The organism is Kineococcus rhizosphaerae, from assembly GCF_003002055.1.
Taxonomy (GTDB): domain Bacteria; phylum Actinomycetota; class Actinomycetes; order Actinomycetales; family Kineococcaceae; genus Kineococcus; species Kineococcus rhizosphaerae.
Window position 1 is genome coordinate 116564 of the sequence record NZ_PVZF01000010.1, and the last position, 22514, is coordinate 139077.

The 22514-nt window shown below is 75.0% G+C and carries 17 protein-coding genes; 13 read left to right on the forward strand and 4 right to left on the reverse strand.

Annotated elements, in window-relative coordinates:
* Window positions 1–67: 67 nt before the first annotated feature.
* The 3 genes from CLV37_RS19020 (at window position 68) to CLV37_RS19030 (ending at window position 4232) form a co-directional block, all read left to right on the forward strand.
* Window positions 68–784 carry a TIGR03089 family protein gene (locus tag CLV37_RS19020; protein WP_170127366.1) on the forward strand — a complete coding sequence of 239 codons (717 nt, stop codon included), beginning with the start codon at window positions 68–70 and terminating at the stop codon, window positions 782–784.
* 74 nt (window positions 785–858) lie between these two features.
* Complete coding sequence (locus tag CLV37_RS19025) at window positions 859–2817, forward strand: diguanylate cyclase domain-containing protein (RefSeq protein WP_106213356.1); 1959 nt, start codon at window positions 859–861, stop codon at window positions 2815–2817.
* 77 nt (window positions 2818–2894) lie between these two features.
* Window positions 2895–4232 carry an APC family permease gene (locus CLV37_RS19030; RefSeq protein WP_106213358.1) on the forward strand — a complete coding sequence of 446 codons (1338 nt, stop codon included), beginning with the start codon at window positions 2895–2897 and terminating at the stop codon, window positions 4230–4232.
* On the opposite strand, the gene manA is transcribed toward CLV37_RS19030, so the two are convergent.
* Window positions 4180–5343, reverse strand: coding sequence for a mannose-6-phosphate isomerase, class I (gene manA, locus CLV37_RS19035; RefSeq protein ID WP_106213360.1), 1164 nt, complete (start codon window positions 5341–5343; stop codon window positions 4180–4182). The two genes, CLV37_RS19030 and manA, sit on opposite strands and share 53 nt — an antisense overlap.
* A 40-nt stretch (window positions 5344–5383) precedes the next feature.
* Here manA and galE point away from each other — a divergent pair, with 40 nt between their 5' ends.
* Window positions 5384–6352, forward strand: coding sequence for a UDP-glucose 4-epimerase GalE (gene galE / locus CLV37_RS19040; protein ID WP_106213362.1), 969 nt, complete (start codon window positions 5384–5386; stop codon window positions 6350–6352).
* A gap of 27 nt (window positions 6353–6379) precedes the next feature.
* Here the strand turns inward: galE and CLV37_RS19045 are convergent, their stop codons facing one another.
* The gene (locus CLV37_RS19045) at window positions 6380–7294 is read right to left on the reverse strand and encodes an AEC family transporter (protein ID WP_146149492.1); all 915 of its coding nucleotides are present in this window, start codon (window positions 7292–7294) and stop codon (window positions 6380–6382) included.
* A gap of 135 nt (window positions 7295–7429) precedes the next feature.
* Here CLV37_RS19045 and dprE2 point away from each other — a divergent pair, with 135 nt between their 5' ends.
* The 4 genes from dprE2 to CLV37_RS19065 all read left to right on the forward strand — a co-directional run bounded on the left by dprE2 (window position 7430) and on the right by CLV37_RS19065 (window position 12410).
* Complete coding sequence (gene dprE2, locus CLV37_RS19050; protein ID WP_106213366.1) at window positions 7430–8185, forward strand: decaprenylphospho-beta-D-erythro-pentofuranosid-2-ulose 2-reductase; 756 nt, start codon at window positions 7430–7432, stop codon at window positions 8183–8185.
* 8 nt (window positions 8186–8193) lie between these two features.
* Window positions 8194–9795, forward strand: coding sequence for a glycosyltransferase family 39 protein (locus CLV37_RS19055; RefSeq protein WP_106213368.1), 1602 nt, complete (start codon window positions 8194–8196; stop codon window positions 9793–9795).
* A gap of 103 nt (window positions 9796–9898) precedes the next feature.
* Window positions 9899–10789, forward strand: coding sequence for an alpha/beta hydrolase (locus tag CLV37_RS19060; protein WP_106213370.1), 891 nt, complete (start codon window positions 9899–9901; stop codon window positions 10787–10789).
* 97 nt (window positions 10790–10886) lie between these two features.
* Window positions 10887–12410, forward strand: a complete 1524-nt coding sequence (locus tag CLV37_RS19065) for an N-acetylmuramoyl-L-alanine amidase (RefSeq protein WP_106213372.1) — start codon at window positions 10887–10889, stop codon at window positions 12408–12410.
* A gap of 153 nt (window positions 12411–12563) precedes the next feature.
* Here the strand turns inward: CLV37_RS19065 and CLV37_RS19070 are convergent, their stop codons facing one another.
* Together CLV37_RS19070 and CLV37_RS19075 are read right to left on the reverse strand one after the other, a co-directional pair.
* On the reverse strand, window positions 12564–13520 hold the full coding sequence (locus tag CLV37_RS19070; protein ID WP_106213374.1) for an NAD-dependent epimerase/dehydratase family protein: 957 nt from the start codon (window positions 13518–13520) through the stop codon (window positions 12564–12566).
* On the reverse strand, window positions 13517–13957 hold the full coding sequence (locus CLV37_RS19075; protein ID WP_106213516.1) for a MerR family transcriptional regulator: 441 nt from the start codon (window positions 13955–13957) through the stop codon (window positions 13517–13519). Before CLV37_RS19075 ends, CLV37_RS19070 begins: the two co-directional genes overlap by 4 nt.
* Window positions 13958–14175: 218 nt before the next feature.
* Here CLV37_RS19075 and CLV37_RS19080 point away from each other — a divergent pair, with 218 nt between their 5' ends.
* From CLV37_RS19080 to CLV37_RS19100, 5 genes are all read left to right on the forward strand, one after another.
* Window positions 14176–15645, forward strand: a complete 1470-nt coding sequence (locus tag CLV37_RS19080; RefSeq protein WP_170127367.1) for a DUF1800 domain-containing protein — start codon at window positions 14176–14178, stop codon at window positions 15643–15645.
* A gap of 11 nt (window positions 15646–15656) precedes the next feature.
* The gene (locus tag CLV37_RS19085) at window positions 15657–16928 is read left to right on the forward strand and encodes a DUF1501 domain-containing protein (protein ID WP_106213378.1); all 1272 of its coding nucleotides are present in this window, start codon (window positions 15657–15659) and stop codon (window positions 16926–16928) included.
* A gap of 362 nt (window positions 16929–17290) precedes the next feature.
* Window positions 17291–19273 carry an N-acetylmuramoyl-L-alanine amidase gene (locus tag CLV37_RS19090; protein WP_106213380.1) on the forward strand — a complete coding sequence of 661 codons (1983 nt, stop codon included), beginning with the start codon at window positions 17291–17293 and terminating at the stop codon, window positions 19271–19273.
* Between the two features lies 1 nt (window position 19274).
* Window positions 19275–20495, forward strand: a complete 1221-nt coding sequence (locus CLV37_RS19095) for an LGFP repeat-containing protein (protein ID WP_106213382.1) — start codon at window positions 19275–19277, stop codon at window positions 20493–20495.
* Complete coding sequence (locus tag CLV37_RS19100) at window positions 20492–22459, forward strand: SpoIID/LytB domain-containing protein (protein WP_146149493.1); 1968 nt, start codon at window positions 20492–20494, stop codon at window positions 22457–22459. Before CLV37_RS19095 ends, CLV37_RS19100 begins: the two co-directional genes overlap by 4 nt.
* Window positions 22460–22514 lie beyond the last annotated feature (55 nt).

Genomic DNA, 22514 nt, shown 5'->3' on the forward strand with positions numbered 1-22514 from the left:
GCGTCCCCTGGGTCCAGACGCCGCCGCGCCGTTCGTCGCTCACGCGGGGAGAACCTACAGTGACGCCGTGCTCCCCCTGCTGCGTCGGCTGCTGGACGACGACCCCACCGCTCCCCGGCTGACGTGGTACGCGGGCGACTACGCGAGCAGCGGCGAGCGGATCGAGCTGTCGGCGCGGGTCCTGGCGACGTGGGTGGCCAAGACGGCGAACCTCCTGGAGGAGGAGTTCGAGGTCGGCCCGGGCTCGGTCGTGGCGATCGACCTGCCGACGCACTGGCGGACCCCGGTGTTCCAGCTCGCGGTGTGGTCGACGGGTGCGGCGGTGCGCCTGGGCGCGTCGGGCGCGGCCGACGTCCTCGTGTCGTCGTCGCCGCAGACGCTGGCGCGCGACGCCTCCGCCGAGCGGATCGCGGTGTCGCTGGCCCCGCTGGCGGTGAACTTCGGCGCGCAGGTCCCGGCCGGGGTCCTGGACTACGCGCGGGTCGTGACGGGCTACGGCGACACCCACCTGCCGCTGCAGGCGCCCGGACCGGAGGACCCGGCGATCGAGCTGGCCGACGGCTCGACCATCGCGCACCCGGCGATGGCCGCGGCGGCCGCGGCGGCCGGGGAGCAGTGGCCTGTGGGGGTCCGGCTGCTGACGGACGTCGGCCCGGGGGACGTGGTGCGCGGGCCGCTGGCGGCGTGGGCGCGGACGGGGTCGGTGGTCCTCACCCCGTCGCTGGCGGCGCTGCCGGAGAAGGTCGTCGCCTCCGAGCGGGCGACGGCGACGCTCACGGCCTGAGGGGCCCGGCCCCCGGTCGGGGGAACCCGGAACCACCCCTCACGTCCGCGTCACCGGGTGCCGATACTGCGGTCATGGTCAGCCAGGTGGACCGGGACCACCGCCCCGTCGTCGTCGTCGCGGACTTCCTGGGCGCCTACTCGCTGCGGCTCATCCCCGGCGTCCGCGAGGTCCTGCAGGCCCGGGGAGTGCCCCTGCTGGTCCACGTCCACGACTTCTTCACCCCCGGCGTCTCCCCGCTGCTGCGCCACGCCTTCGCCGACGGCGGCGTGCGGGCCGCGATCGTCCTGCCCATGTCGAAGGCGCAGTCGCACGACGACGTGGACCGGCTCCTCGCCGCCCACCCCGACGTGCCCGCCGTCGCGCTGGGCGCCCCGACCGGGCAGCGGCCCGTGGTGCGCGCCGACAACCGGGCCGGCACGGCCGCGCTCGTGCGCCACGTGGCCGGGCAGGAGGGGGTGCGGCGCATCGGCCTGGTCCGCGGCGTGCGCCACCACGTCGACTCGGCCGAGCGCGAGGCGGCGGTGCGCGAGACCCTGGCCGAGCTCGGCACCCGCCTCGACGAGGCGCTCGTCGTCGACGGCGAGTTCGCCCGGGACGTGACCTACGACGCGGTCTCCGCGCTCGTCCGCGCCGGGCACCGCTTCGACGCGCTCATCGCCCTGAACGACGAGATGGCGCTCGCCGCCGTGGACGCCCTGCACGACCACGGCCTGGACGTGCCCGGCGACGTCCTCGTCACCGGCTTCGACGACGACGAGACCCCCCACCCCCGGTGCAGCCTCACCACCGTCTCCCAGCAGCTGCACCAGCAGGGGCGGCGGGCCGCGGAGCTGGTGCTGGGGCTGCTGGACGGCACGGCGGCCGAGGACGTCCTCGTGGAGACCACCCTGGTGCGGCGCTCCTCCACGCAGCGGCCCGTGCCCGGCACCACGCGGGTCCCCCCGGGCCCGGACGTCGTCCCCGCCGGTCAGGCGACGGTCACGAACGCGGCCCTGGACCTGAACCGCGCGTTCATGGCGTGCTCCGACGAGCGGGACGTCCTGCGCGAGCTGGGGTCCCGGCTGGCGCGGCTGCAGGTCTCGCGCTGCTTCGTCGTGCTCTACGAGCCGGTGGCGGACGACCCGGCGCAGCAGCGCCTCGGGCGCCTGGCGCTCGCGCACCCCGGCGGGGTGGACGCCCTGGCGGCCGGGGACGCGTCCCTCTTCCCGGTCGCCGACCTCCTGCCCGCCGGGGTCCGGCACGAGCTGGGGCGCGGCACCCTGCTCCTGCAGCCCCTGGGGGTCCGCGGTCACGAGCTCGGCCACGTCCTGTACGAGCAGACGTCCCTGCTGCAGCACACCGCGGAGGTCCTGCGGATGGACGTCAGCTCGGCGCTGGCCGCCATCGCCCGCCACCGGGAGCTGGAGGCGACCGTCGCCCGGCGCACCGAGCAGCTGCGCCGCGAGATCGGGGTCCGCGAGCGCGCCGAAGCGGACCTGCGGGAGGCCAACGCCGAACTGCGCCGCTCCCTGCGCCGCGACGGTCTGACCGGCATCGCCAACCGCAGCGCGTTCGACGAGCACCTGGCCTGGGCGTGGGCGCACCACCTGCGCGACGGGGACGAGCTGTCCCTGCTGTTCGTCGACGTCGACTGCTTCAAGCTCTACAACGACACCCGGGGGCACCTGCGCGGGGACGCGGCCCTGCGCGCGGTGGCCCGCGCGCTGGAGGCCTCCGTCCTGGCGCCGGGCGACCTCGCGGCGCGCTTCGGCGGCGAGGAGTTCGCCGTCGTGCTCCCCGCCACGGGTCCGGCCGGCGCCCTGGTCGTGGCCGAACGCGTCCGGCACGAGGTGCGCCGGTGCGCCGTCGAGCACCCGGCCTCGCCCGTGGTGCCCTGGTTGACGGTCAGCATCGGCGTGGCGACCGCCCGCCCGAGCGCCTCGACCGGGCCCCGGGACCTGCTGGCGGCCGCCGACGGGGCCGTCTACGAGGCCAAGGCGGCGGGCCGCAACCGCGCGGTCCTCGCCGCCGGGAACCGGCCCGCGCGCTGAACCCCCGGGCGGCCGGCGCCCCGGGCGGTGGGTGGGGCCAGACGGTTGGTGGGGCCGGGTCCGGGTAAGCACCCGCCGTGAGCACCACGACCTCGACCGACGCACCTCCCACGCTGCGCCGGGCCATCAGCGGCGAGCTGCTGTTCCTGTTCATCCTCGGCGACGTCCTGGGCGCGGGCATCTACGCCCTCGTCGGGAACCTGGCCGGTGAGGTCGGCGGGGCGATCTGGGTCCCCCTGGTGGTGGCCCTGGCCATGGCGATGCTGACGGCGGCCTCGTACGCCGAGCTCGTCACGAAGTACCCCAAGGCGGGCGGGGCGGCCGTGTTCGCCCAGCGCGCGTTCGGCCGTCCCCTCGTCTCGTTCCTCGTCGGGTTCTCGATGCTGGCGGCGGGGGTGACGAGCGTGGCCGGGCTGGCGCTGGCGTTCTCCGGGAACTACCTGGGGGCCCTGGTCGACGTCCCGCCGCTCCCGGCGGCCCTGGTGTTCCTCGTCCTGGTGGCCCTGCTGAACGCGCGCGGCATCAAGGACTCGTTGCGCGCCAACGTCGTCATGACCGTCGTCGAGGTCGGCGGGCTGCTGCTGGTCGTGGCGCTGGCCGCGGTGGTCCTGGGCCGCGGCGACGGGTCCCCGGGCCGGGTCCTGGAGTTCTCCCCCGAGCACTCCGTGGCCGGGGGGATCCTCGCGGCGGCCGTGCTGGCGTTCTACTCCTTCGTGGGGTTCGAGACGTCGGCCAACGTCGCCGAGGAGGCCGTGGACCCCAGCCGCACCTACCCGCGGGCCCTGTTCGGCGGGCTCGCCGTCGCCGGCGTCGTCTACGTCCTGGTGGGTCTGGCCGTGTCCACGGCCGTCGCGCCGGAGCAGATCCAGGACTCCAGCGGGCCGCTGCTGGAGGTCGTGCGCGTCGCCGACGTCGGCCTGCCGGGCTGGCTGTACTCGCTCATCGCCCTCGTCGCCGTCGCCAACGGGGCGCTGCTGACGGCCATCATGAGCAGCCGCCTGACGTACGGCATGGCCACCGAGGGGCTGCTGCCGCCGGTGCTGGCGCGGGTGCTGCCCGGCCGGCGCACCCCGTGGGTCGCGATCGTCGTCACGACGGTCGTCTCGATGGCGCTCGTGCTCAGCGGCGACCTCGAGACGCTGGCCGCCACCGTCGTGCTGCTGCTGCTGATCGTGTTCATCAGCACCAACGTCGCGGTGCTCGTGCTGCGCCGGGACCGGGTGGAGCAGCGCCACTTCCGCGCGCCGACGGTGCTGCCGGTGCTGGGGGTCGTGGCCTGCGTGGGCCTGCTGACGCAGCAGGAGGCGGGCGTCTGGTTGCGCGCCGCGGTCCTGCTCGCGGTCGGTGTCGCCCTCTACGCCCTCACGCGGAGGGCGTCCCGGGGGACGCCGCAGCCAGCCGCCCGGACCCGCTGATCGTCAGCGGGTGCTCGGCCGCCGTCACGAACGCGCTCTGCCCCTGCGCCAGTTCCAGGGTCCCCGCGCCGGAGGACAGCTCCACCGCGCCCTCCAGGACGATCACCGCCCGCGGCAGGGGGTCCGCCCACACGCGCTCGGCGCGCACGGTCAGGACGGTGAGCGCGAAGTCGGGCACGGGGGAGAACACGAGCTCGTCGTCCGAGACGACCTCCGGCGCGCACAGCGGCGGGGGCAGTTCCCGGAAGTCCAGGACGGCGAGGAGTTCGGGGACGTCGACGTGCTTGGGCGTGAGCCCGCCGCGCAGGACGTTGTCGGAACTGGCCATGAGTTCCACGCCCGTGCCCTCCAGGTAGGCGTGGACGTTGCCGGCGGGCAGGAACAACGCCTCCCCCGGCGCGAGCCGCACCTGGTTCAGCAGCACCGAGACGAGGACGCCCGCGTCACCGGGGTAGCTGGCGGCGAGTTCCACGACGCACTGCGCCGACGGGTCGTCCGACCCCGCGCACGCCGTCGCGACGGCCTCCACGAGGGGGGCGACCGCCTCGGCGGGAGCCGTCAGCAGCAGCCGGGTCGCCTCCCGCAGCGCGTCCTCGCCCGCCAGCGCGGCGAGCAGCGCGTCGAGCAGGTCCTGCGCGTCCGGCGGCAGCGCGGGCAGGTCGAGGCCGGCCAGCAGCTCGCGCGCCGCGGCGGGTGAGCGGAAACCGGCCATCGCCGCGAACGGCTCGAGGGCGAACAGCAGTTCCGGTTTGTGCGAGGTGTCCTTGTACAACCGGTGGGGGGCGTCCAGCGGGACGCCGGCGGCCTCCTCCTCGGCGAACCGGCGCGCGGCCGTGGCCGCGTCGGGGTGGGCCTGCAGGGACAGCGGCGCGGCCGCCGCCAGGACCTTCAGCAGGTACCCCAGCCGTTCCCCGGACCCCAGGAACTCCCCGGGCGAGGCGGCGATGAGTTCGTCCAGGCCCTTCCCGTCGGCCGTCGAGGGCAGCGAGGGGTGCGCACCGATCCACAGCTCGGCCTGAGGGCCGCCGTCCGGTTCGTGCCCGAGCAACCGCGGGATCGCCGTGGTCGAGCCCCACGCGTAGGGCTGCACGGGGTTCGTCAGTCTCAGCACACCCCGAGGCTACTGTCCGGGGTCCCCGTAGGCTCGGACCATGAGCGTTCTCGTGACCGGCGGCGCCGGCTACATCGGATCCCACGTCGTGCGGCTGCTGCAGCAGCGCGGCACCGACGTCGTCGTGGTGGACGACCTGTCGAACGGCCGCGCGCAGCGCGTCGGGGACGCGCCGGTCGTCGAGCTCGACCTGGCCACCGACGCCGCCGCGCCCGCGCTGGAACGGGCCTTCGCCGAGCACGACGTCGACGCCGTCATCCACTTCGCGGCCCGCAAGCAGGTCGGCGAATCGGTCGCCAAACCCGCGCGGTACTGGTCGCAGAACGTCGGCGGCACGGCGAACCTGCTGCAGGCCATGGAGTCCGCGGGCGTCGGCAAGCTCGTCTTCTCCTCCTCCGCGGCCACCTACGGCGCCCCCGCCGTCGAGGTCGTGCGCGAGGACGGCCCCGCCGAACCCATCAACCCCTACGGCCAGACGAAGCTCGTGGGCGAGTGGATGACGCGCGCCGCCGGCGTCGCGTGGGGCCTGCGCGCGGCGAACCTGCGCTACTTCAACGTCGCCGGCGCCGGCTGGGACGACCTGGGCGACTCGGCCGTCATGAACCTCATCCCGATCGTGTTCACCGCCCTGGACGCGGGGCGGGCGCCCGCGGTGTTCGGCGACGACTACCCCACGCCCGACGGGTCCTGCATCCGCGACTACGTCCACGTCCTGGACCTGGCGAAGGCCCACCTCGCGGCCCTGGACCACCTGGCCGGTGAGGACCGCCCGCACGACACCTTCAACGTCGGCACCGGCCGCGGCGCCTCGGTGTTCGAGGTGCTCGCCGAGATCCGCGCGGTCACCGGCGTCGACCTCGACCCCGTCGTCAACGCCCGCCGCGCGGGCGACCCGCCGCGCCTGGTCGCCGACGTCGAGCGCATCACGAGCACCCTGGGCTGGAGCGCCACCCAGGACCTGCACGACATCGTGGCCAGCGCCTGGTCGGCCTGGCGCGCGAAGGGCTGAGCGTCGGGGCCCCGGGCCGTCGCGCGCTCAGTGCGGCAGCACCAGGCTGATCACGAGCAGCACGGGCGCGACCAGGACCGTCGTCACCAGCACGGTGTCGCGGGCCAGGTCGCGCCCCACCCCGTACCGGACGGCGTAGGTGAAGACGTTCTGGGCCGTCGGCAGCGCCGCCACGACGGTCGCCGCGTAGACGGCCCCGGGCCCCAGGCCCAGCAGCCGCGCCACGGCGTACGTCACGAGCGGCTGCACGAACGCCTTCAGGGCACTGGCCAGGAGCACCTCCGGCGAGCGCCACCCCTGCGTGCTGCGCCCGTGCAGGGAGATGCCGAAGGCGACGAGCGCGCCGGGGATCGCGAACCCCGCCAGCAGCCCCAGCGGCTGGGACAGGGCCGTCGGCAGCCGCCAGCCCGTCACCGACAACCCGATCCCGACGGCGCTGGCCAGGAGCACCGGGTTGGCCAGCGGCGCCAGCAGCCGCTTCGCGCTCGCCCCGCCCGGGTGCCGGGAGACGTCGAGGACCCCCAGGGCGATGGGCGAGAGCACGACCATCTGCAGCAGCATCGCCGGCAGCACGGCCGTCAGGTCCTTCAGCACGTACGCCGCCACGGGCAGCCCGATGTTGGCGGCGTTGACGAACGCGCTCGCCAGCCCGCCCACGACGAGGTCGTCGCGCGACAGGCGCAGCCGGTACCGGGCGATCAGGACCCACAGGACGACCGCGGCGACGACCCCGCTGCTGGCGACGACGAGCTGCTCGGAGAACAGGACGTGCACGTCGGCGTCGGCGAGGGTCTGCACGAGCAGCGCCGGGGACCCGACGAAGAACACCAGCCGCGACACGACCGTCTGACCGGCCGGGCCGAGCACCCCGGTGCGGCCCAGGACGTACCCCACGGCGATGAGGCTGGCGACGACGACGAACCCGGTGAGCACTCCGCTCACGGGCGGGCGGGACGGGCGCGGCGCACGGGGGACACCGCAGGAGGGTAGCCGCGGGGTCACGGTCGGCTCACGATCACCGGGCCCGGGGGGCTGCTCGCAGGGAGCGGTCAGCCGCCGTTGCTAGGGTCGAACGTTGTGATCGACGCCCTCGGGAACCCGCGCTCCGTCCTGCTGCTCGGCGGCACCTCCGACATCGGTCTGGCGATCGTGGAACGGCTCAGCCCCGAACGCCCGCTGCAGGTCACCCTGGCCGCGCGCCCGGGTGCCCGCCGCGAGGAGGCCGTGGCCCGGCTGCACCGCCGCGGCCACGAGGTCCGCACGGTCGACTTCGAGGCGACCGCGCTCGAGACGCACGCGCAGGTCGTCGAGGAGTGCTTCGACGGCGGCGACGTCGACGTGACCGTCCTGGCCTTCGGCGTCCTCGGCGACAACGAGGTGTCCTGGCAGGACGCCGACGCCGCCGTGCGGGTCGCGACCGTGAACTACACCGCCCCCGTCAACCTGGGCGTGCACCTGGCCGCGAAGCTGAAGCTGCAGGGCCACGGCGTCCTCGTCGCGCTGTCCAGCGTCGCGGGCGAGCGCGCCCGCCGCTCGAACTTCGTCTACGGCTCCTCCAAGGCCGGCTTCGACGCCTTCTTCACGGGCCTGCGCGAGGCCCTGCGCCCGAGCGGGGTGCGCGTCGTCGTCGTGCGGCCCGGCTTCGTGCACACCAAGATGACCGAAGGGCTCAAGACGGCCCCGCTGTCCGTGTCCGCCGAGCAGGTCGCCGAGGTGGCCGTCGACGCGGTCCGCACCGGCAAGGAGACCGTCTGGGCTCCCGAGCCGATGCGCTGGGTCATGTCGGCCCTGCGTCACGTCCCGGCGCCGGTGTTCCGCAAGCTGTCCCTCTGAACGGTCCCGTGCCCCACCGCCTGAACAGCCACCCCCACCGCGAGGTCACCCTGTCGAGCACGCACGCCCGGCCCACCACGGCCGGTGTCCCCGCCGCACGACGGCGCCCGGGCCAGCAGGCCCCGGTGCCGGTGCGCCACCGGGTCGACGTGCTCGCCGGGCTCGCGTCGGTGCTCGCCGCGGCGGTCGTGTTCTCCTGGCGCCTCGGGACCCCGAGCCCCTGGCGCGACGAGGCCGTCACCATCGCGGTGGCGTCGCGCACGACCGGGCAGATCTGGGCGCTGGTGCAGAAGGTGGACCTGGTCCACGCACCGTTCTACTTCCTGGCCCACCTCCTGTTCGGCACGGACGTCGACATCGTCGAGGCCCGCTGGATCTCGGTCGTCGCCGCGTCGTTGACCGCCCCCCTCCTGTACGGGCTGGGCCGCCGGGCCGCGGCCCTCGCCGTCGGTCCCGGGCAGGCCCGGCTGACCGGCGGGGTCGCCGCGGCGCTGTTCGTGTCGATGCCGTTCGTCAGCCGCTACGCCCAGGAGGCCCGGCCCTACGCCCTGGCCACCCTCGTCGCCACGCTGGGGACGTACCTGCTGGTGCGGGCCTCGGCCGCGCGCCGGCGCTCCACCGGCTGGTGGGTCGGCTACGGCCTGTCGGTGCCCGTGCTCGTCGCCCTGAACACCGTCGCCGCGCTCGTGCTCGTCGCGCACGCCGGCTGGGCGCTGGCCTGCGGCCGCCGGGTGCGCTGGCGGGCGGCGGTCGCGGCCGGGACGGGGGTGGTCCTGTCGGTCCCGCTGCTGCTGGCCCAGGACGCCCAGAGCGGGCAGGTCGCCTTCCTGCAGCGCCCCACGCCCGCCGAGCTCGGCAGCCACGTGCTGTTCGCGCTGGGGTCGTCGTGGACGGCGCTGGCCGTGGCGGCGCTCGCGGTCGCAGTCGCGGTGCGGTGGGCCCGGGCCCGCCGCCTCGTGCTGCTGGGCCTGCTGTGGGGCGTCCTGCCCTGGCCGCTGCTGTGGACCGTCTCGCAGGTCACGCCGTTCTGGACGACGCGCTACCTCGTGTTCGTGGCCCCGGGCACGGCCCTGCTGCTGGCGTCGGTGGTCACGGTCGCCGTCCGGCTGCGGGTCGCGGCCGTCGTGGCCGCCGCCCTCGTGGGGGCCCTGGCCGTGACGGGGGTGCACATGCAGTTCGTGTTCCGCTCCCCCACCATCGGGCACGCGGAGGACCTGCGGGGCACGGCCGAGTACGTCGGCCTGAACGCCCGCCCCGGGGACGGGCTGCTGTTCCTGCCCGACGGCGAGTACCGCTACCGGGTCCTGACGCAGCTGTACCCCGAGGACTTCGCCCAGCTCGACGACATCGCGCTGGCCCGGACCGCGACCGAGTCGGCGACCCTCGTCGGGACGACCGTGCAGACCCCGCAGCTGTGGCGGCACATGGCCGGGGTCGGGCGGATCTGGGTCATCGGCGGCGTCGGCCCCGTCGTGACCAAGACGGCCGAGGACCGCGAGACGAAGCGGCTGCTGGACCAGGACTACCAGCTCGTCTCCACCGAGGAGAAGCGCGCGTTCAGCGTGAAGCTGTACGTCCTGAAGGACACGGGGACCCCGGCCGCGGGGTGAGGACGGGGGGCGCCCCGGCGAGAGCCGCGTGCGTCCCGCGCAGAGCCGGTGAAGACGGCGGCGTCCCGGCGCCCCGGGCCCGCCCGCGCACGACCCTGGGGACGTGCCCCGTCCTGCGCGCCGCGCCGTCCTCGCCGCCACGGCGGGCGCCGTCGTCCTCGCCGGGGCCGGCGCGCTCACCCTCGACGACCCGCTGCGGTCCTCGGTGCGCCGCCGGCTCGGGATCGGCCGGGTCGACGCGACCGTCCCGGCCGCCGGGGCGGACGGCCCCCGCTACGCGACGTTCGCCTCGGCGGCCCGCGGCCGGGACGTCACGTGGGGCTGGTCGGCACCGCCCGGGCACGAGGCCCGCGGCCTGCCCGTCCTGCTGACCCTGCACGGCCGCGGCGTCGACGCGCGCGCCGCGTTCACCCAGCTCGGGATGCACGAGTTCCTCGCCGCCCACGTCGCCGCCGGCGGCGCGCCGCTGGCGGTGGTCAGCGTCGACGGGGGCTCGGCGTACTGGCACCCGCGCGCCGCCGGCGACGACCCGCTGACGATGCTGGGCGGGGAGCTGTGGCCGCGGCTGGCCGCCACGGGCTTCGACCTGTCGCGGTGGGCCGTCGCGGGCTGGTCCATGGGCGGGTTCGGGGCGCTGCTGCTGACGCGCGAGGCCGTCGCCGGCCGGTTCACCCCCGGCGGCACCCTCGTGGCCGCGGGCGCGGGCAGCCCCGCGCTGTTCGCCTCGGCGGGCGCCACCTCGCCCGGCTCGTTCGACGACCCCGGCGACTGGCGGCGCTGGGGCGACCTCGTCGCGGGACCGGGCACGGGCGACGTCGCGCTGACGGTCTCGTGCGGGCGCGACGACCCGTTCCGGGAGCAGACCGAGCGCTACCGGGCCGCCTGCCGTCCCGCGCCCGCCGGCGGGATCGGCGACGGCGCCCACACCACCGGCTACTGGCGCAGCCTCGTCCCGGACTGGCTGCGCCTGGCGGCGGCCCGGCTCACGGCCTGAGCCGGGCCGGGGCGTCCGGGGTCCGGGACGGCGGGTCCGACGTGACCCGCGTCGCACTCCGCTCACAGGAACGCGCTGATCACCTACGTTCCGGGACGTGCGACCACTTCCGCCCCTGTCCCGGCGCGCCGCCCTGACGGGGAGCGCGCTGGCGGCGCTCGGCGTCCCGCTCACCGCCGGCGCGGCGCACGCCCTCGGCTCCGGCGGGGTGCGCACCCACGACCTGTCCGGCGCCCGGGACCTGTTGTCCTCCGGGCGCGCGGTGGCCGTCGGGGTGGACGGCGGCAGCATGCTCGGGGTCGTGTTCGGGGACGGGCCCGTCCCGGCCGCGGTCGCCGTCCGCGTCACCCGCGCCGGGTCGGGCCCCGGGGAGTGGACCGACCTGCCGGTCGAGGACGGGGCCACCGACCCCGTCTGGACCGGTGAGCTGGGCCGCGGGGCGCTCGTCGAGGTGCGGCTGCCGTCGGGGGTCCGGGGGGCGCGGCTGGCCGTCGTGGACCCCGGTCCGGGGCCCGCGCGGGGGCGCGACCTCGCGGCGGGCGCGGACCGGCCCGCCGTCCGCTCGCGCGCGGACTGGGGCGCCGACGAGTCGCTGCGCCGCGGCGAGCCCGCGGTCGCCGACACGGTCCGGGCCGCGATCGTGCACCACACCGCCGACGGCGGCCGCTACACGCGCGCCGAGGTGCCCGCCGTCATCCGCGGCACGTACCGCTACCACACGCAGACCCTCGGCTGGGACGACCTCGGGTACAACGTGCTGGTGGACCGCTTCGGCGGGATCTGGGAGGGCCGCGCGGGCGGGCTGGACCGGCCCGTCGTCGGGGCCCACGCGGCCGGGGTCAACACCGGCACGTTCGGTGTCTCGATGATGGGCGACTTCACGGCGGTGGCGCCCACCGACGCGTGCCTGCAGTCCGTGGCGGCCGTCATCGCGTGGAAGTTCTCCCTGCACGGCGTCGACGCCCGCGGCCGGGCGCAGCTCACGGCCTCCGGAGGCGGCTCGTCCCGCTTCGCCGCCGGGCAGCCGGTGACGATCGACGCGATCAGCGGGCACCGGGACGTGGGGTTCACGGCCTGCCCCGGCGACGTCGGGTACACGCGGATGGACGACGTCCGCGCCCGCGTCGCCGCGCTCCAGGGCTCCCCGGGCGGGTCCTCGCCGATCGCCCGCAAGCACGCCACCGTGGCCGCCCTGCTGGGCGCACCGACGAGCGCCGAGGGCGACGCCCTGCGCGGCGGCCGGTTCCGGCACTACGAGCACGGGTCGATCTACCACCAGCCGGCCCTGGGGACCCACGTCGTCCGGGGCTCGCACACCGGCAAGTACGCCTCGCTCGGCTGGGAGTGGTCGGCCCTGGGCTTCCCCACGGCCGACACCACGAACCTGCCCGGCGGCGTCGGCAGCTTCACCCACTTCGAGCACGGGTCGATCTACCGCCGCGACGGCCACGCCCCCCACGTGGTGCTCGGCGCGATCCGGGGGACGTGGGCCGCGCGGGGCTGGGAGAACTCCCCCCTCGGCTTCCCGGTCTCCGACGAGTACGACGTCCCCGGCGGGCGGGCCTCGGACTTCGAGGGCGGGCGGTTGCGGTGGGACGCGGCGACGGGGCGGGTGTCCTGACGGGCTGACCCCCGTGCGGCGGCCGCGGTGTGCGCGGACTCTGCCTCCACCGCCCGACACGCCGACGTGCGCGCCACGGCCACCGGCGTGTCGTGCAGTGGGGGCAGAGTCCGTGCACGCTCTCGACGACGCCCCGGTCCGCGTGCTCCCGCGCTACGCCTCGACGGGAGAGGCCGCGACCAGCCCCAGCTCGCGCAGGCTGCGCGCCGTGTCGGTGATGGTCTCGACCACCGGCCGCGGTGCGAACCCCAGGTCCCGCTTGGCACGGTCGTTGTGGATCACCAGCGGCGCCGGGTCCTCCCCCGGGGCCTCTGCCAGGTCCACCCCCAGCACCGCGCCCACCTCGCGGAACGTCATCGTCGGGCCGTCGCCGAGCAGCAGGTACCGGTGACCGGCCGCGGCGGCGGTCCGCGCCGCCGCGACGTGCGCCGCGGCCACGTCCCGCACGTCGGCGATCCCGAACCGCTGCCGCGGGACGGACGTCAGCGTGCCGTCGAGCATCCCCGTGAAGAACGCCAGCGACGAGCGCGCCGCGGCGGTCAGGGTCGGCCCGGCGATCCACGTCGGGTTCAGCGCGACGAGCTCCAGGCCCGCGCCCTCGCGCTCGACGAAGTCCCACGCAGCCCGCTCGGCGACGGCCTTGGACAGCGGGTAGGCCGGCAGGCCCGGGGTCGCGGGGTCCGTCCAGTCGTCCTCGTCGTACTCCCGGACGGGTTTCGGGGAGTAGCCGACGGCGGCGAAGGACGACGTCAGGACGACCCGGCGGGCCCCCGCGTCCCGGGCGGCGCGCAGCACGCGCAGGGCTCCGTCGCGGGCCGGGACGACGACGGCGTCGCGGTCGTCGGTCAGGACCATCGGGGACGCGACGTGGTGCACCTCCTCGATCCCGGCGAGCGCCTCGGGCCAGCCGGCGTCGTCGGTGAGCGAGGCCTGGACGAACGACAGCCCGCCGTCGTCGACCCCGGCGCGGCGGACGGCGTCGCGCACCTCCTGCGCCCGCTCGAGCGTGCGGACGGTCGTGCGGACCGCGGTCCCGGCGGCGAGCAGGTCGGCGACGAGGCGGGTCGCGAGGTACCCGGTCCCGCCGGTCACGAGGGTGGTGGTGGTCATCGGAAGGTCTCCTGGAGTCGGGGGAGGACGTCGTGCAGCGCGGCCCGGGCGGCCTCCTCGGCCACCGGGTCGCCGTGGTCGCGGGCCTGCCACAAGGTGGCCTTGACCCGCAGGTAGTCCAGGTGGACGCGCAGGGTCTCGATCTGCTCCTCGACCCGGGCGGCGTGGCGCAGCAGGATGTCGCGCTGCTCGGCGGCCGCGGCCCGGCCCCGGGACCGGTTGGCCTGGTAGGTCCGCATGTCCTCGATGCCGATGCCCATGGCCCGCAGGCACGCGAGCACCTGCGCGTCGTCGAGGTCGCCGTCGGCGTAGCGGCGGTGCCCGCTGCGCTCGTCGCGGTGGATCGGCCCGAGCAGGCCGACCTCCTCGTAGTACCGCAGCGTCGGCTCGGGCAGGCCGCTCTGCCGCGACACGTCCTGGATCGTCCACGTGGTCACGGGGACCACGAGACCAGACCTCAAGCGCTTGAGGTCAAGTCCTGCCCCGCCCCACCCCCGCGATCAAGGACTCCCGCGCCGCGATCAAGGAGAACGGCGGTGCTGAGCGACGGTTCTCCTTGATCACGGCGCGGGAGTCCTCGATCGCGGGGGTGGAGGGGGGTCGTGCCGTCACCCGTCCGGCTCAAGCTCCGGGGCGCGGGTGCCGAAGGAGCGCCGTGCCCACCTCGCCCGTCGTCTCCCGGGGCAGCCGCCGCGCGGCCCCCACGCCGTTCGCGCACGAGTCCGCCGCCGCCCAGCTCCACCTGCTGCGCCGCGCCACCTGGGGCCCGACCCCCGCGGCGCTGGCCGAGGTCGCCCGCCTGGGCACCGCGGCCTGGATCGACCGCCAGCTGAACCCCGGCACCGTCGACGACGGCGCCGTGGACGCCTTCGCGGGCCGGATGCCCTTCTACTGGCGCAGCGCGGCCGACCTCATCAGCGGCGGGTACGCGGCCACCGGGTGGAACGCGATGCTGGCGACGGGCCGCCTCACGCTGGCCCGGCAGATCTGGAGCGAGCGGCAGCTGTTCGAGGTCGTCGTCGACGTCTTCAACAACGTCCTGAACGTCACCAACCCCAGCTCGGAGGTCTGGGGCTGCCGCCAGGACTACGACCGCAACGTCGTCCGCCGGCACGCGTTCGGCGGCTTCGGGGACATGCTGGTGGCCTCCGCGCGGCACCAGGCGATGCTGATCTACCTGGACAACGCCAGCTCCACCGCCCAGCACCCGAACGAGAACTACGGCCGCGAGCTGATGGAGCTGCACACCCTGGGCGTCGAGGCAGGGTACTCCGAGGAGGACGTCAAGAACTCCGCGCGGCTGCTGACGGGGCTGACGATCGACGCCCGCGGCAACGCCGTCTTCGACGCGAACCGTCACGACGGCGGCGGCCGGACGATCTTCGGCTTCGTCGTGCCGCCGCACGCGCCGGCCGACGGCGGCGGCTGGATCGACGCCTACCTGCGCTGGCTGGCGGTCCACCCGCTGACGGCCCGCCGCATCAGCCTGAAGCTCGCGACGCGGTTCGTCTCCGACACCCCGCCGGCGACGCTGCTGGACGCGATGACCCGCACCTGGCTGCAGACCGGCGGGCAGATCGTCCCGGTGCTGCGCGCGCTGTTCGACTCCGCCGAGTTCTGGGCGTCGGCGGGCCAGAAGGTCCGCACGCCGCAGGAGGACTACGTGGCGACGCTGCGCACCCTCGGCACGCGGATGGAGACCAGCGGCGTGGAGGGGATCACGAAGATCTTCTGGCACGTCCTGGACCAGGGTCACGCCCCGATGGGGTGGGCCGCCCCCAACGGCTACCCGGACGTCGCCGCGGCGTGGACGTCGCCCAGCGGGACGCTGAACCGCTGGAACCGGCACATGGACTTCGCGGCCGGCTGGTACCCGCCGGAGCTGCAGTTCACCCCCGCGCTGCAGCTGCTGCCCTCGATCCCCTCGACGTGGGGGGCGCTCGTCGACGCCCTCGGGGTGCGGATCACGGGGCAGAAGCCGACCGCCGACGAGAAGGCGGGGCTGCTGCTGTACGCGGGCCGCTCGGAGGGGCAGGCGTGCTCGGCGAACGACCCGTGGATCCGCAACAACCTGCAGTACCTCGTCGCGCTGACGCTCGACTCCCCGACCTTCACGATCCGCTGAGAGGACCCGCCGTGTCGAAGAACCCCCAGCACTGCGGCTGCGACGAGGGCTCGCGCTTGGTTTCGCGCCGTTCGGTCCTGCGGGCCGCGCTGGCCGCGGCCGCCGTCGGGGCGACCACCTACACCGTCGGCGACGTCTCGACGCAGGTGTCGTTCGCCGGGGCGGGCTGGAACGGGGAGACCCTCGTCGTCCTGAGCCTGCACGGCGGTTTCGACGGCCTGTCGGCCGTCGTCCCCGGCGGTGACGGCGCCTACTACGCCAACCGCCCGAACATCGCCGTCCCGCGCGCCTCGCTGCTCGGGCTGGACCAGATGTTCGGCCTGCACCCGGCGATGGCCCCGCTCGTGCCCTTCTGGAAGAACGGGACGTTCGGCGTGGTGCACGCGGTCGGGCAGTCGGACCCGACGCGCTCGCACTTCGCGGCCATGGAGCAGATGGAGCTGGCCGCCCCCGGCAGCTCGGTCCGCACGGGCTGGATCGACCGGACCCTCGGCTCGCTGGGCACGGGATCGGTGCTGAACGCGGTGGGCTTCTCCAACCAGACCCCGCGCTCGTTCGCGGGGCCGAACCAGGAGACGACGATGACGTCCCTGGAGGACTTCAACCTCATCGGCCCCGGCGACGACCGGCCCACGTGGCACGCGGCGCTGCGGCGCATGCACACCGGCGCCCGCCCCGAGGTGGGCGCCCCGGCGACCACCCTCATCACGGCCATGGAGAACGTGGCGCAGCTCAAGGGCGCCGCCGCGGGCCCGGCGAACGGCGCCACCTACCCCGGCACCGACCTGGGCAAGGCGATGGCCCAGGCCGCGATCCTGAAGAAGTCGGGCGCCCCCGTGCAGGTCATCGCCCTGGACTACGGCGACTGGGACATGCACGCCGGCCTGGGCCGCGTGGACGGCGGCTGGATGCGGGACAAGCTCACGGAGCTGTCCTCGGCACTGGCGGCCTTCGCCACGGACCTGGGGCCGGCCTTCGGGTCCACGACGCTGCTGACGCTGTCGGAGTTCGGCCGCCGGGTCGGCGAGAACGCCTCGGGCGGCCTGGACCACGGCCACGGCAACGCGGTCCTGCTGCTCGGCGGCGGGGTCGTCGGGGGCCGCGTGCACGGCGTGTGGCCGGGCCTGGGCGCGGACCGGCTGGTCGACGGGGACCTGGCCGGCACCACGGACTACCGGGCGATCATCGGCGAGGTGCTGCAGAAGCGGTGCGGGGCCGGGTCGCTGTCGACGATCTTCCCGGGTTTCGGCGGTCCCCAGCTGGGTGTCGTCCGCGCACGCTGATCATTACTCAGAGTGATCTCCTTGAGAGCTGGAGATTGCCTGACAGAGCCCTCCGAGCCCCCTGCGGGCCGGGGGCTCTGTGCTTGGCGGACAACGGGAGTGGGGTTCAGATCTGGGGCGTACGTGCCGATTGTGACGTAGAGTGAACGAGTGACCACAGAGGTGTTACGAGTTTGTGCACTCACGCACCTTGTACACCACAGGCATCGTCCCCTACTTTGCGTGACGAGACAGGCACGGGCCAGCAGCGACACGCTCAAGGTCCGGTGTCGAAGCGCCGATGCCGAGGCCGAGCGTTCACCCGTGTGGGTCTGACCCGCACGCACCGTGAGCACTGCCCCTGCCAGAGAGGAACGAGCCCGATGCGGTCCGTCAAGACCCCCCTGTCCCGCCGCGCCCTGATCTCCAGCGCCGTCGGCACCGGTGTCGCCGGCGCCGTCCTCCTCGGCAGCGACACCTCCGCCAGCGCCCTGACCTCCGGCGACCTCCAGGTCACCGGCTCCACCCGCGCGTTCGCCCTCGGCGAGCAGCGGTCGGCGTCGCTGCTGTCCACCGACGGCCTCGGCACCGGCCTCACCACCGTCTCCGTGGACGTCGACGGCGGCCACATGATCGGCGTCACCTTCCCCTCCGGCGCCAGCACGGACACCGTCTCCCTGCGGGTCAAGACCGCCACCGGGAGCTGGACGACCTGGCGCGACGTCCCCCTCAACGACTCCGAACCCGACCCCGACACCGCCGAGGGACGACGCTCGGTCACCGCGTCCGACCCCCTGTGGGTGGGCGCCCTCGGTACCGGCGCGACCGTCCAGGTCCGCCTGCCCAGCGCCGACGTCCACGACGCCCACCTGCAGCTCGTCGACGCCGGCGAGAGCACCACCCTGGCCCGACGGACCCTGGACGCGGCCCAGCCCCTGGCGACGAAGGCCTCCCCCCGGGTCCTGCCGCAGCCGGCCATCAAGACCCGCGCGCAGTGGGGCGCCGACGAGTCCCTGCGCAAGGGCGGCGTGAGCTACAGCGACACCATCAAGGCCTGCGTCGTGCACCACACCGCCGACGGCGGCACCTACAGCCAGGCCGAGGTCCCCTCCGTCATCCGCGGCATGTACCGCTACCACACGGTCTCCCTCGGCTGGTCCGACCTCGGGTACAACTTCGTCGTCGACCGCTTCGGCGGCATCTGGGAGGGCCGCGCGGGCGGCATCACCCAGCCCGTCATCGGCGCCCACGCCGGGGGCTTCAACCTCGACACGTTCGGCGTGTCGATGATGGGCGACTTCACCTCCGTCGCCCCCAGCGCCGCCTGCCTCGAGTCCGTCGCCCAGGTCATCGCCTGGAAGCTGTCCACGTACGGCCTGCCCGCCGACGGCGTCGCCTACCTCACGTCCGCCGGCGGCGGCACCGCCAAGTACTCCCCCGGCACCACGGTCAAGCTGCGCACGATCAACGCCCACCGCGACGTCGGCTACACCGCCTGCCCCGGCAACGTCGGCTTCACGAAGATGGACTGGATCCGCGGCCGCGTGGGTCAGCTCCTCGGCGGCGCCACGACCACCGCGATCGACGCCAAGTACCAGGCGATCGGCGGCGCGGGGAACATCGGCGGCCCGACGACCCCGGAGAACGACACCCCGAACGGGTCCGGTTCCTACCGCTTCTACTCCGGCGGCGCGATCTACTGGTCCAAGGCCACCGGCGCGCACACGGTCCGCGGCGCGATCCTGGCGCTGTGGGGGCAGCTCGGCTGGGAGAACGGCCTGGGGTACCCCACGACCGACGACTCCCCCGCCAAGGGCGGTTTCTACAACCACTTCCAGGGCGGTTCCATCTACTGGTCCCCCGCCACCGGCGCGCACGAGGTGCGCGGCGCGATCCGCCTCAAGTGGGCCGCGATGGGCTGGGAGGGTGGCCCCGCCGGTTTCCCCGTGACGGGCGACCGCCAGGCGGCCGGCGGGTGGTTCACGCACTTCCAGGGCGGGTCCATCTACTACTCCGCCAAGACCGGTGCGCGCTGGACGACGGGCGCGATCCGCGACCGCTGGGCCGCGCTCGGCTGGGAGCGCGGGCTGGGGTTCCCGACCATCGACGACACGAAGACCCCGAACGGCAAGGGGTACTTCAACGTCTTCGAGAAGGGGAACGTGTACTGGTCCCCGGCCACGGGCGCGCACGCCGTCGCCGGCGACTACCTCGACGCCTACGGCGCCCTCGGCTGGGAGAACTCCTGGCTGGGTTTCCCGACCAGGGACGCCTACTCCGTCGACGGCGGCACCCGCGTGGACTTCGAGGGCGGCTCGCTGACCTGGAGCAGGACCACCGACCAGATCACCGCGAAGAAGAAGTGACGTGAGACGTCTGCCGGCGGCGGCACTGGCGGGGGGCCTGATCGCGGGCCTCCTCGCCGGTGCGGGTTCCGCGCAGGCCGCGCCCGGGAAACCCCCCGGTCTGCCGGCGGACGTCGACGCGTACGCCGCGCGCTACCAGGCCCCGATCACCTGCGGGGCACCGCAGGCCGGGACCCTGGCCCTGGCCCGGCTGCTGCGCGAGGCGTACGGGAAGCAGACCGTCGGCACCGCCCGCGACTGCCCCGCGAGCGGGGTCCCCGTCTCCGAGCACTCCGACGGCCGCGCCGTCGACTGGATGCTGGACTCCGCGAACCCCGCGCAGGCCGCCGTGGCGAACGAGTTCCTGACCTGGCTGCTGGCCGACGACGCGACGAACGCCCGGCGCCTCGGCGTCATGTACGTCATCTGGAACCGGCAGGTCTGGAAGGCGTACGACCGCACCGCCGGGTGGCAGCCGTACACCGGCCCGAACCCGCACACCGACCACGTCCACGTCTCGCTGACGTTCTCCGGGGCGGCGGGCGAGACGTCGTGGTGGACGGGCACCACCGACCCGCTGAAGGGGCACTGGCTCGCGCTCGGCGGGGCCCGCTCGGTCCTCGGCGGTGACCTCGGCGCGGCCCGCACCGTGTCGAAGTCCGGGGTGTCGCGCAAGGACTACCACTACGGGACCGTCTACTCCTCCCCCACCACCCCGGTGCGCGAGGTCCACGGCGGCATCCGCGCCCGGTTCGACGCCCTCGGCGGCGTCGCCGTCCTCGGGGTCCCGCTGACCGACGAGACCCGCACCCCGCGCCGCCCCGGCGCGTACAGCCACTTCCAGTTCGGCTCGATCTACTCCTCCCCCGCCACCGGCTCCCACGACGTGCGCGGCGCCATCCGCGACCGGTGGGCCGCGCTCGGCTGGGAGAACGGGCTGGGTTTCCCCACGACGAACGACACGCGCACCCCGCGCCGGGCCGGGTACTACACGCACTTCGAAGGCGGCTCGGTCTACTGGTCGCCGGCCACGGGGGCGCACGCCGTCCGCGGCGCCCTGCGCGACGCGTGGGCCGGGCAGGGCTGGGAGAACGGCCCGCTCGGGTTCCCCGTCGCCGAGGAGCGCGCCGTCCCCGGCGGGCTGCAGCTCGACTTCCAGGGCGGGTCCATCACCTGGGACGCCAAGCGCCGCACCACCTCGATCTCGCTCGACCGCACCGATGCACCAGGAGGAAACCCGTGAACCGTCGACGCCTCTCCCGGGCGGTGGCCGCCACCGCCGTCGCGCTCGCCGCGGGAACCCTCACGGCCCTGCCCGCGCAGGCCGCCGAGGTGCGCCCCGCCGTCGGCGGGCAGTTCACCTTCCAGGGCCACGGCTACGGCCACGGCATCGGGATGTCGCAGTGGGGCGCGCAGTCCCGCGCGCTCTCCGGTCAGTCCTACCGGACGATCCTCGACTTCTACTACCCCGGCACGACCGTGGCGAACCGCGCGAACCAGACCCTGCGCGTCGGCCTCACCGCCTTCGCGAACGCCGCCGTCGCCGTGTCCGCACCCACCGGTGCGGCCCTGACGATCTCAGGGTCGCAGAACGTCGTCGCCCCCGGCCAGCGCCTCGTCGTCGCCCCCGCGGGCGCCGGGCTCACCGGCGCCGTCGACAACGGCTGGAGCGAGGGCTGGGGGTCGACGGTCACCGTCAGCGGCCCCGACGGCGTCCTGCTGCAGAAGGGCGACGGGACGTTCGTCCGGTACGGCGGTGTGATCCGGATCGTCAGCGGGCCCAAGCTCACGGTCGTCAACGACGTCCCGCTGGAGACGTACCTGCGCGGCGTCGTACCCGCCGAGTCCCCCTCGTCCTTCCACGCCGAGGCGTTGAAGGCCCAGTCCGTCGCCGCGCGCAGCTACGCGCTGTCGGTGCTGTCCGCGCAGGCCCAGACCGACATCTGCGACACCACGGCCTGCCAGGTGTACCGCGGGGCGGAGACCCGCGACCGCAACGGCGTCACCACCTGGACCACCCCCGCCTCCACCGACGCCGCCATCGCCGCGACCGCCGGGGAGATCCGCGCCTACGACGGCCAGGTCGCCTTCACGCAGTTCTCCTCCTCCAACGGCGGCTGGACCGTCGCCGGCTCCAAGCCCTACCTCAAGGCCGCCGCGGACCCGTTCTCCGGCCCGGGGGCCGCCGCCGGTGAGAGCGTCGCGAACTGGTCCGCGACGGTCCCCGCCTCGGCGTTCGACGCCGGGTGCGCCGCCGGCGGGTCCGCGCAGACGATCGTCGTGACCGGCCGCGACGGCCGCGGCGACTGGGGCGGGCGCGTCACGACGGCCAAGCTCGTCTGCACGAACGGCACCGTCGCGGTCACCGGGAACAAGCTGCGCCAGCTCGGCGGGACCCGCTCGGACTGGTTCTCCGTCACCAGCGCCGTCCAGCAGAAGGCGGCCGCCCTCAAGGGCGCCCTCGGCCCGGCGACGAGCGCCGAACTGGGCACCCCGAACGACCTCGGGTCCTACCAGCACTTCGCCGGCGGCTCGATCTACGCCTCGGCCGCCGGCGCGTACGACGTGCGCGGCGCCATCCGCGCCGAGTGGGCCCGGCTGGGCTGGGAGAACGGTCTCGGCTTCCCCACCAGCGGCGACGCCCGCACCCCCGACGGGCGCGGCTTCTACAACCACTTCCAGGGCGGCTCGATCTACTGGTCCCCCGCGACCGGGGCGCACGACGTGCGCGGCGCCATCCGCGCCGAGTGGGCCCGCCTCGGCTGGGAGAACGGGATGGGCTTCCCCACCACCGGCGACACCCGCACTCCGAACGGGCGCGGGACGTACACCCACTTCCAGGGCGGCTCGGTCTACTGGAGCTCGGCCACCGGCGCCCACGCCGTGCGTGGGGACATCCTGCGGGAGTGGGCCGCCCTCGGCTGGGAGACCGGCCTCGGGTTCCCGACCACCTCCGACGCGGCGCTGCCGAACGGGCGGGGGTTCTTCACGAAGTTCCAGGGCGGGTCGATCTACTGGGGCCCGGCCACCGGCGCCCACGCCGTGCGCGGCGCGGTCTACGACGCGTGGGCCGCGCAGGGCTGGGAGAACGGGCCCCTCGGGATGCCCACCGGCGACGAGCAGTGGAACGGCTCGACGCTGACGCAGACGTTCCAGGGCGGCACGCTCAGCTTCGACTCGGTGACGCGGAAGGTCGCGCGCGCCTGACGCGTGCGCCGGCTCTGGCTCCCCTCCCCGCGCGAGGCACACTTCGGGCCCTCAG

Coding starts and splice junctions, on each gene's coding strand:
- CLV37_RS19070 (WP_106213374.1), bottom strand. CDS start 13,520: ATGACCACCACCACCCTCGTGACCGGCGGGACCGGGTACCTCGCGACC.
- CLV37_RS19090 (WP_106213380.1), top strand. CDS start 17,291: ATGCGGTCCGTCAAGACCCCCCTGTCCCGCCGCGCCCTGATCTCCAGC.
- galE (WP_106213362.1), top strand. CDS start 5,384: ATGAGCGTTCTCGTGACCGGCGGCGCCGGCTACATCGGATCCCACGTC.
- CLV37_RS19025 (WP_106213356.1), top strand. CDS start 859: ATGGTCAGCCAGGTGGACCGGGACCACCGCCCCGTCGTCGTCGTCGCG.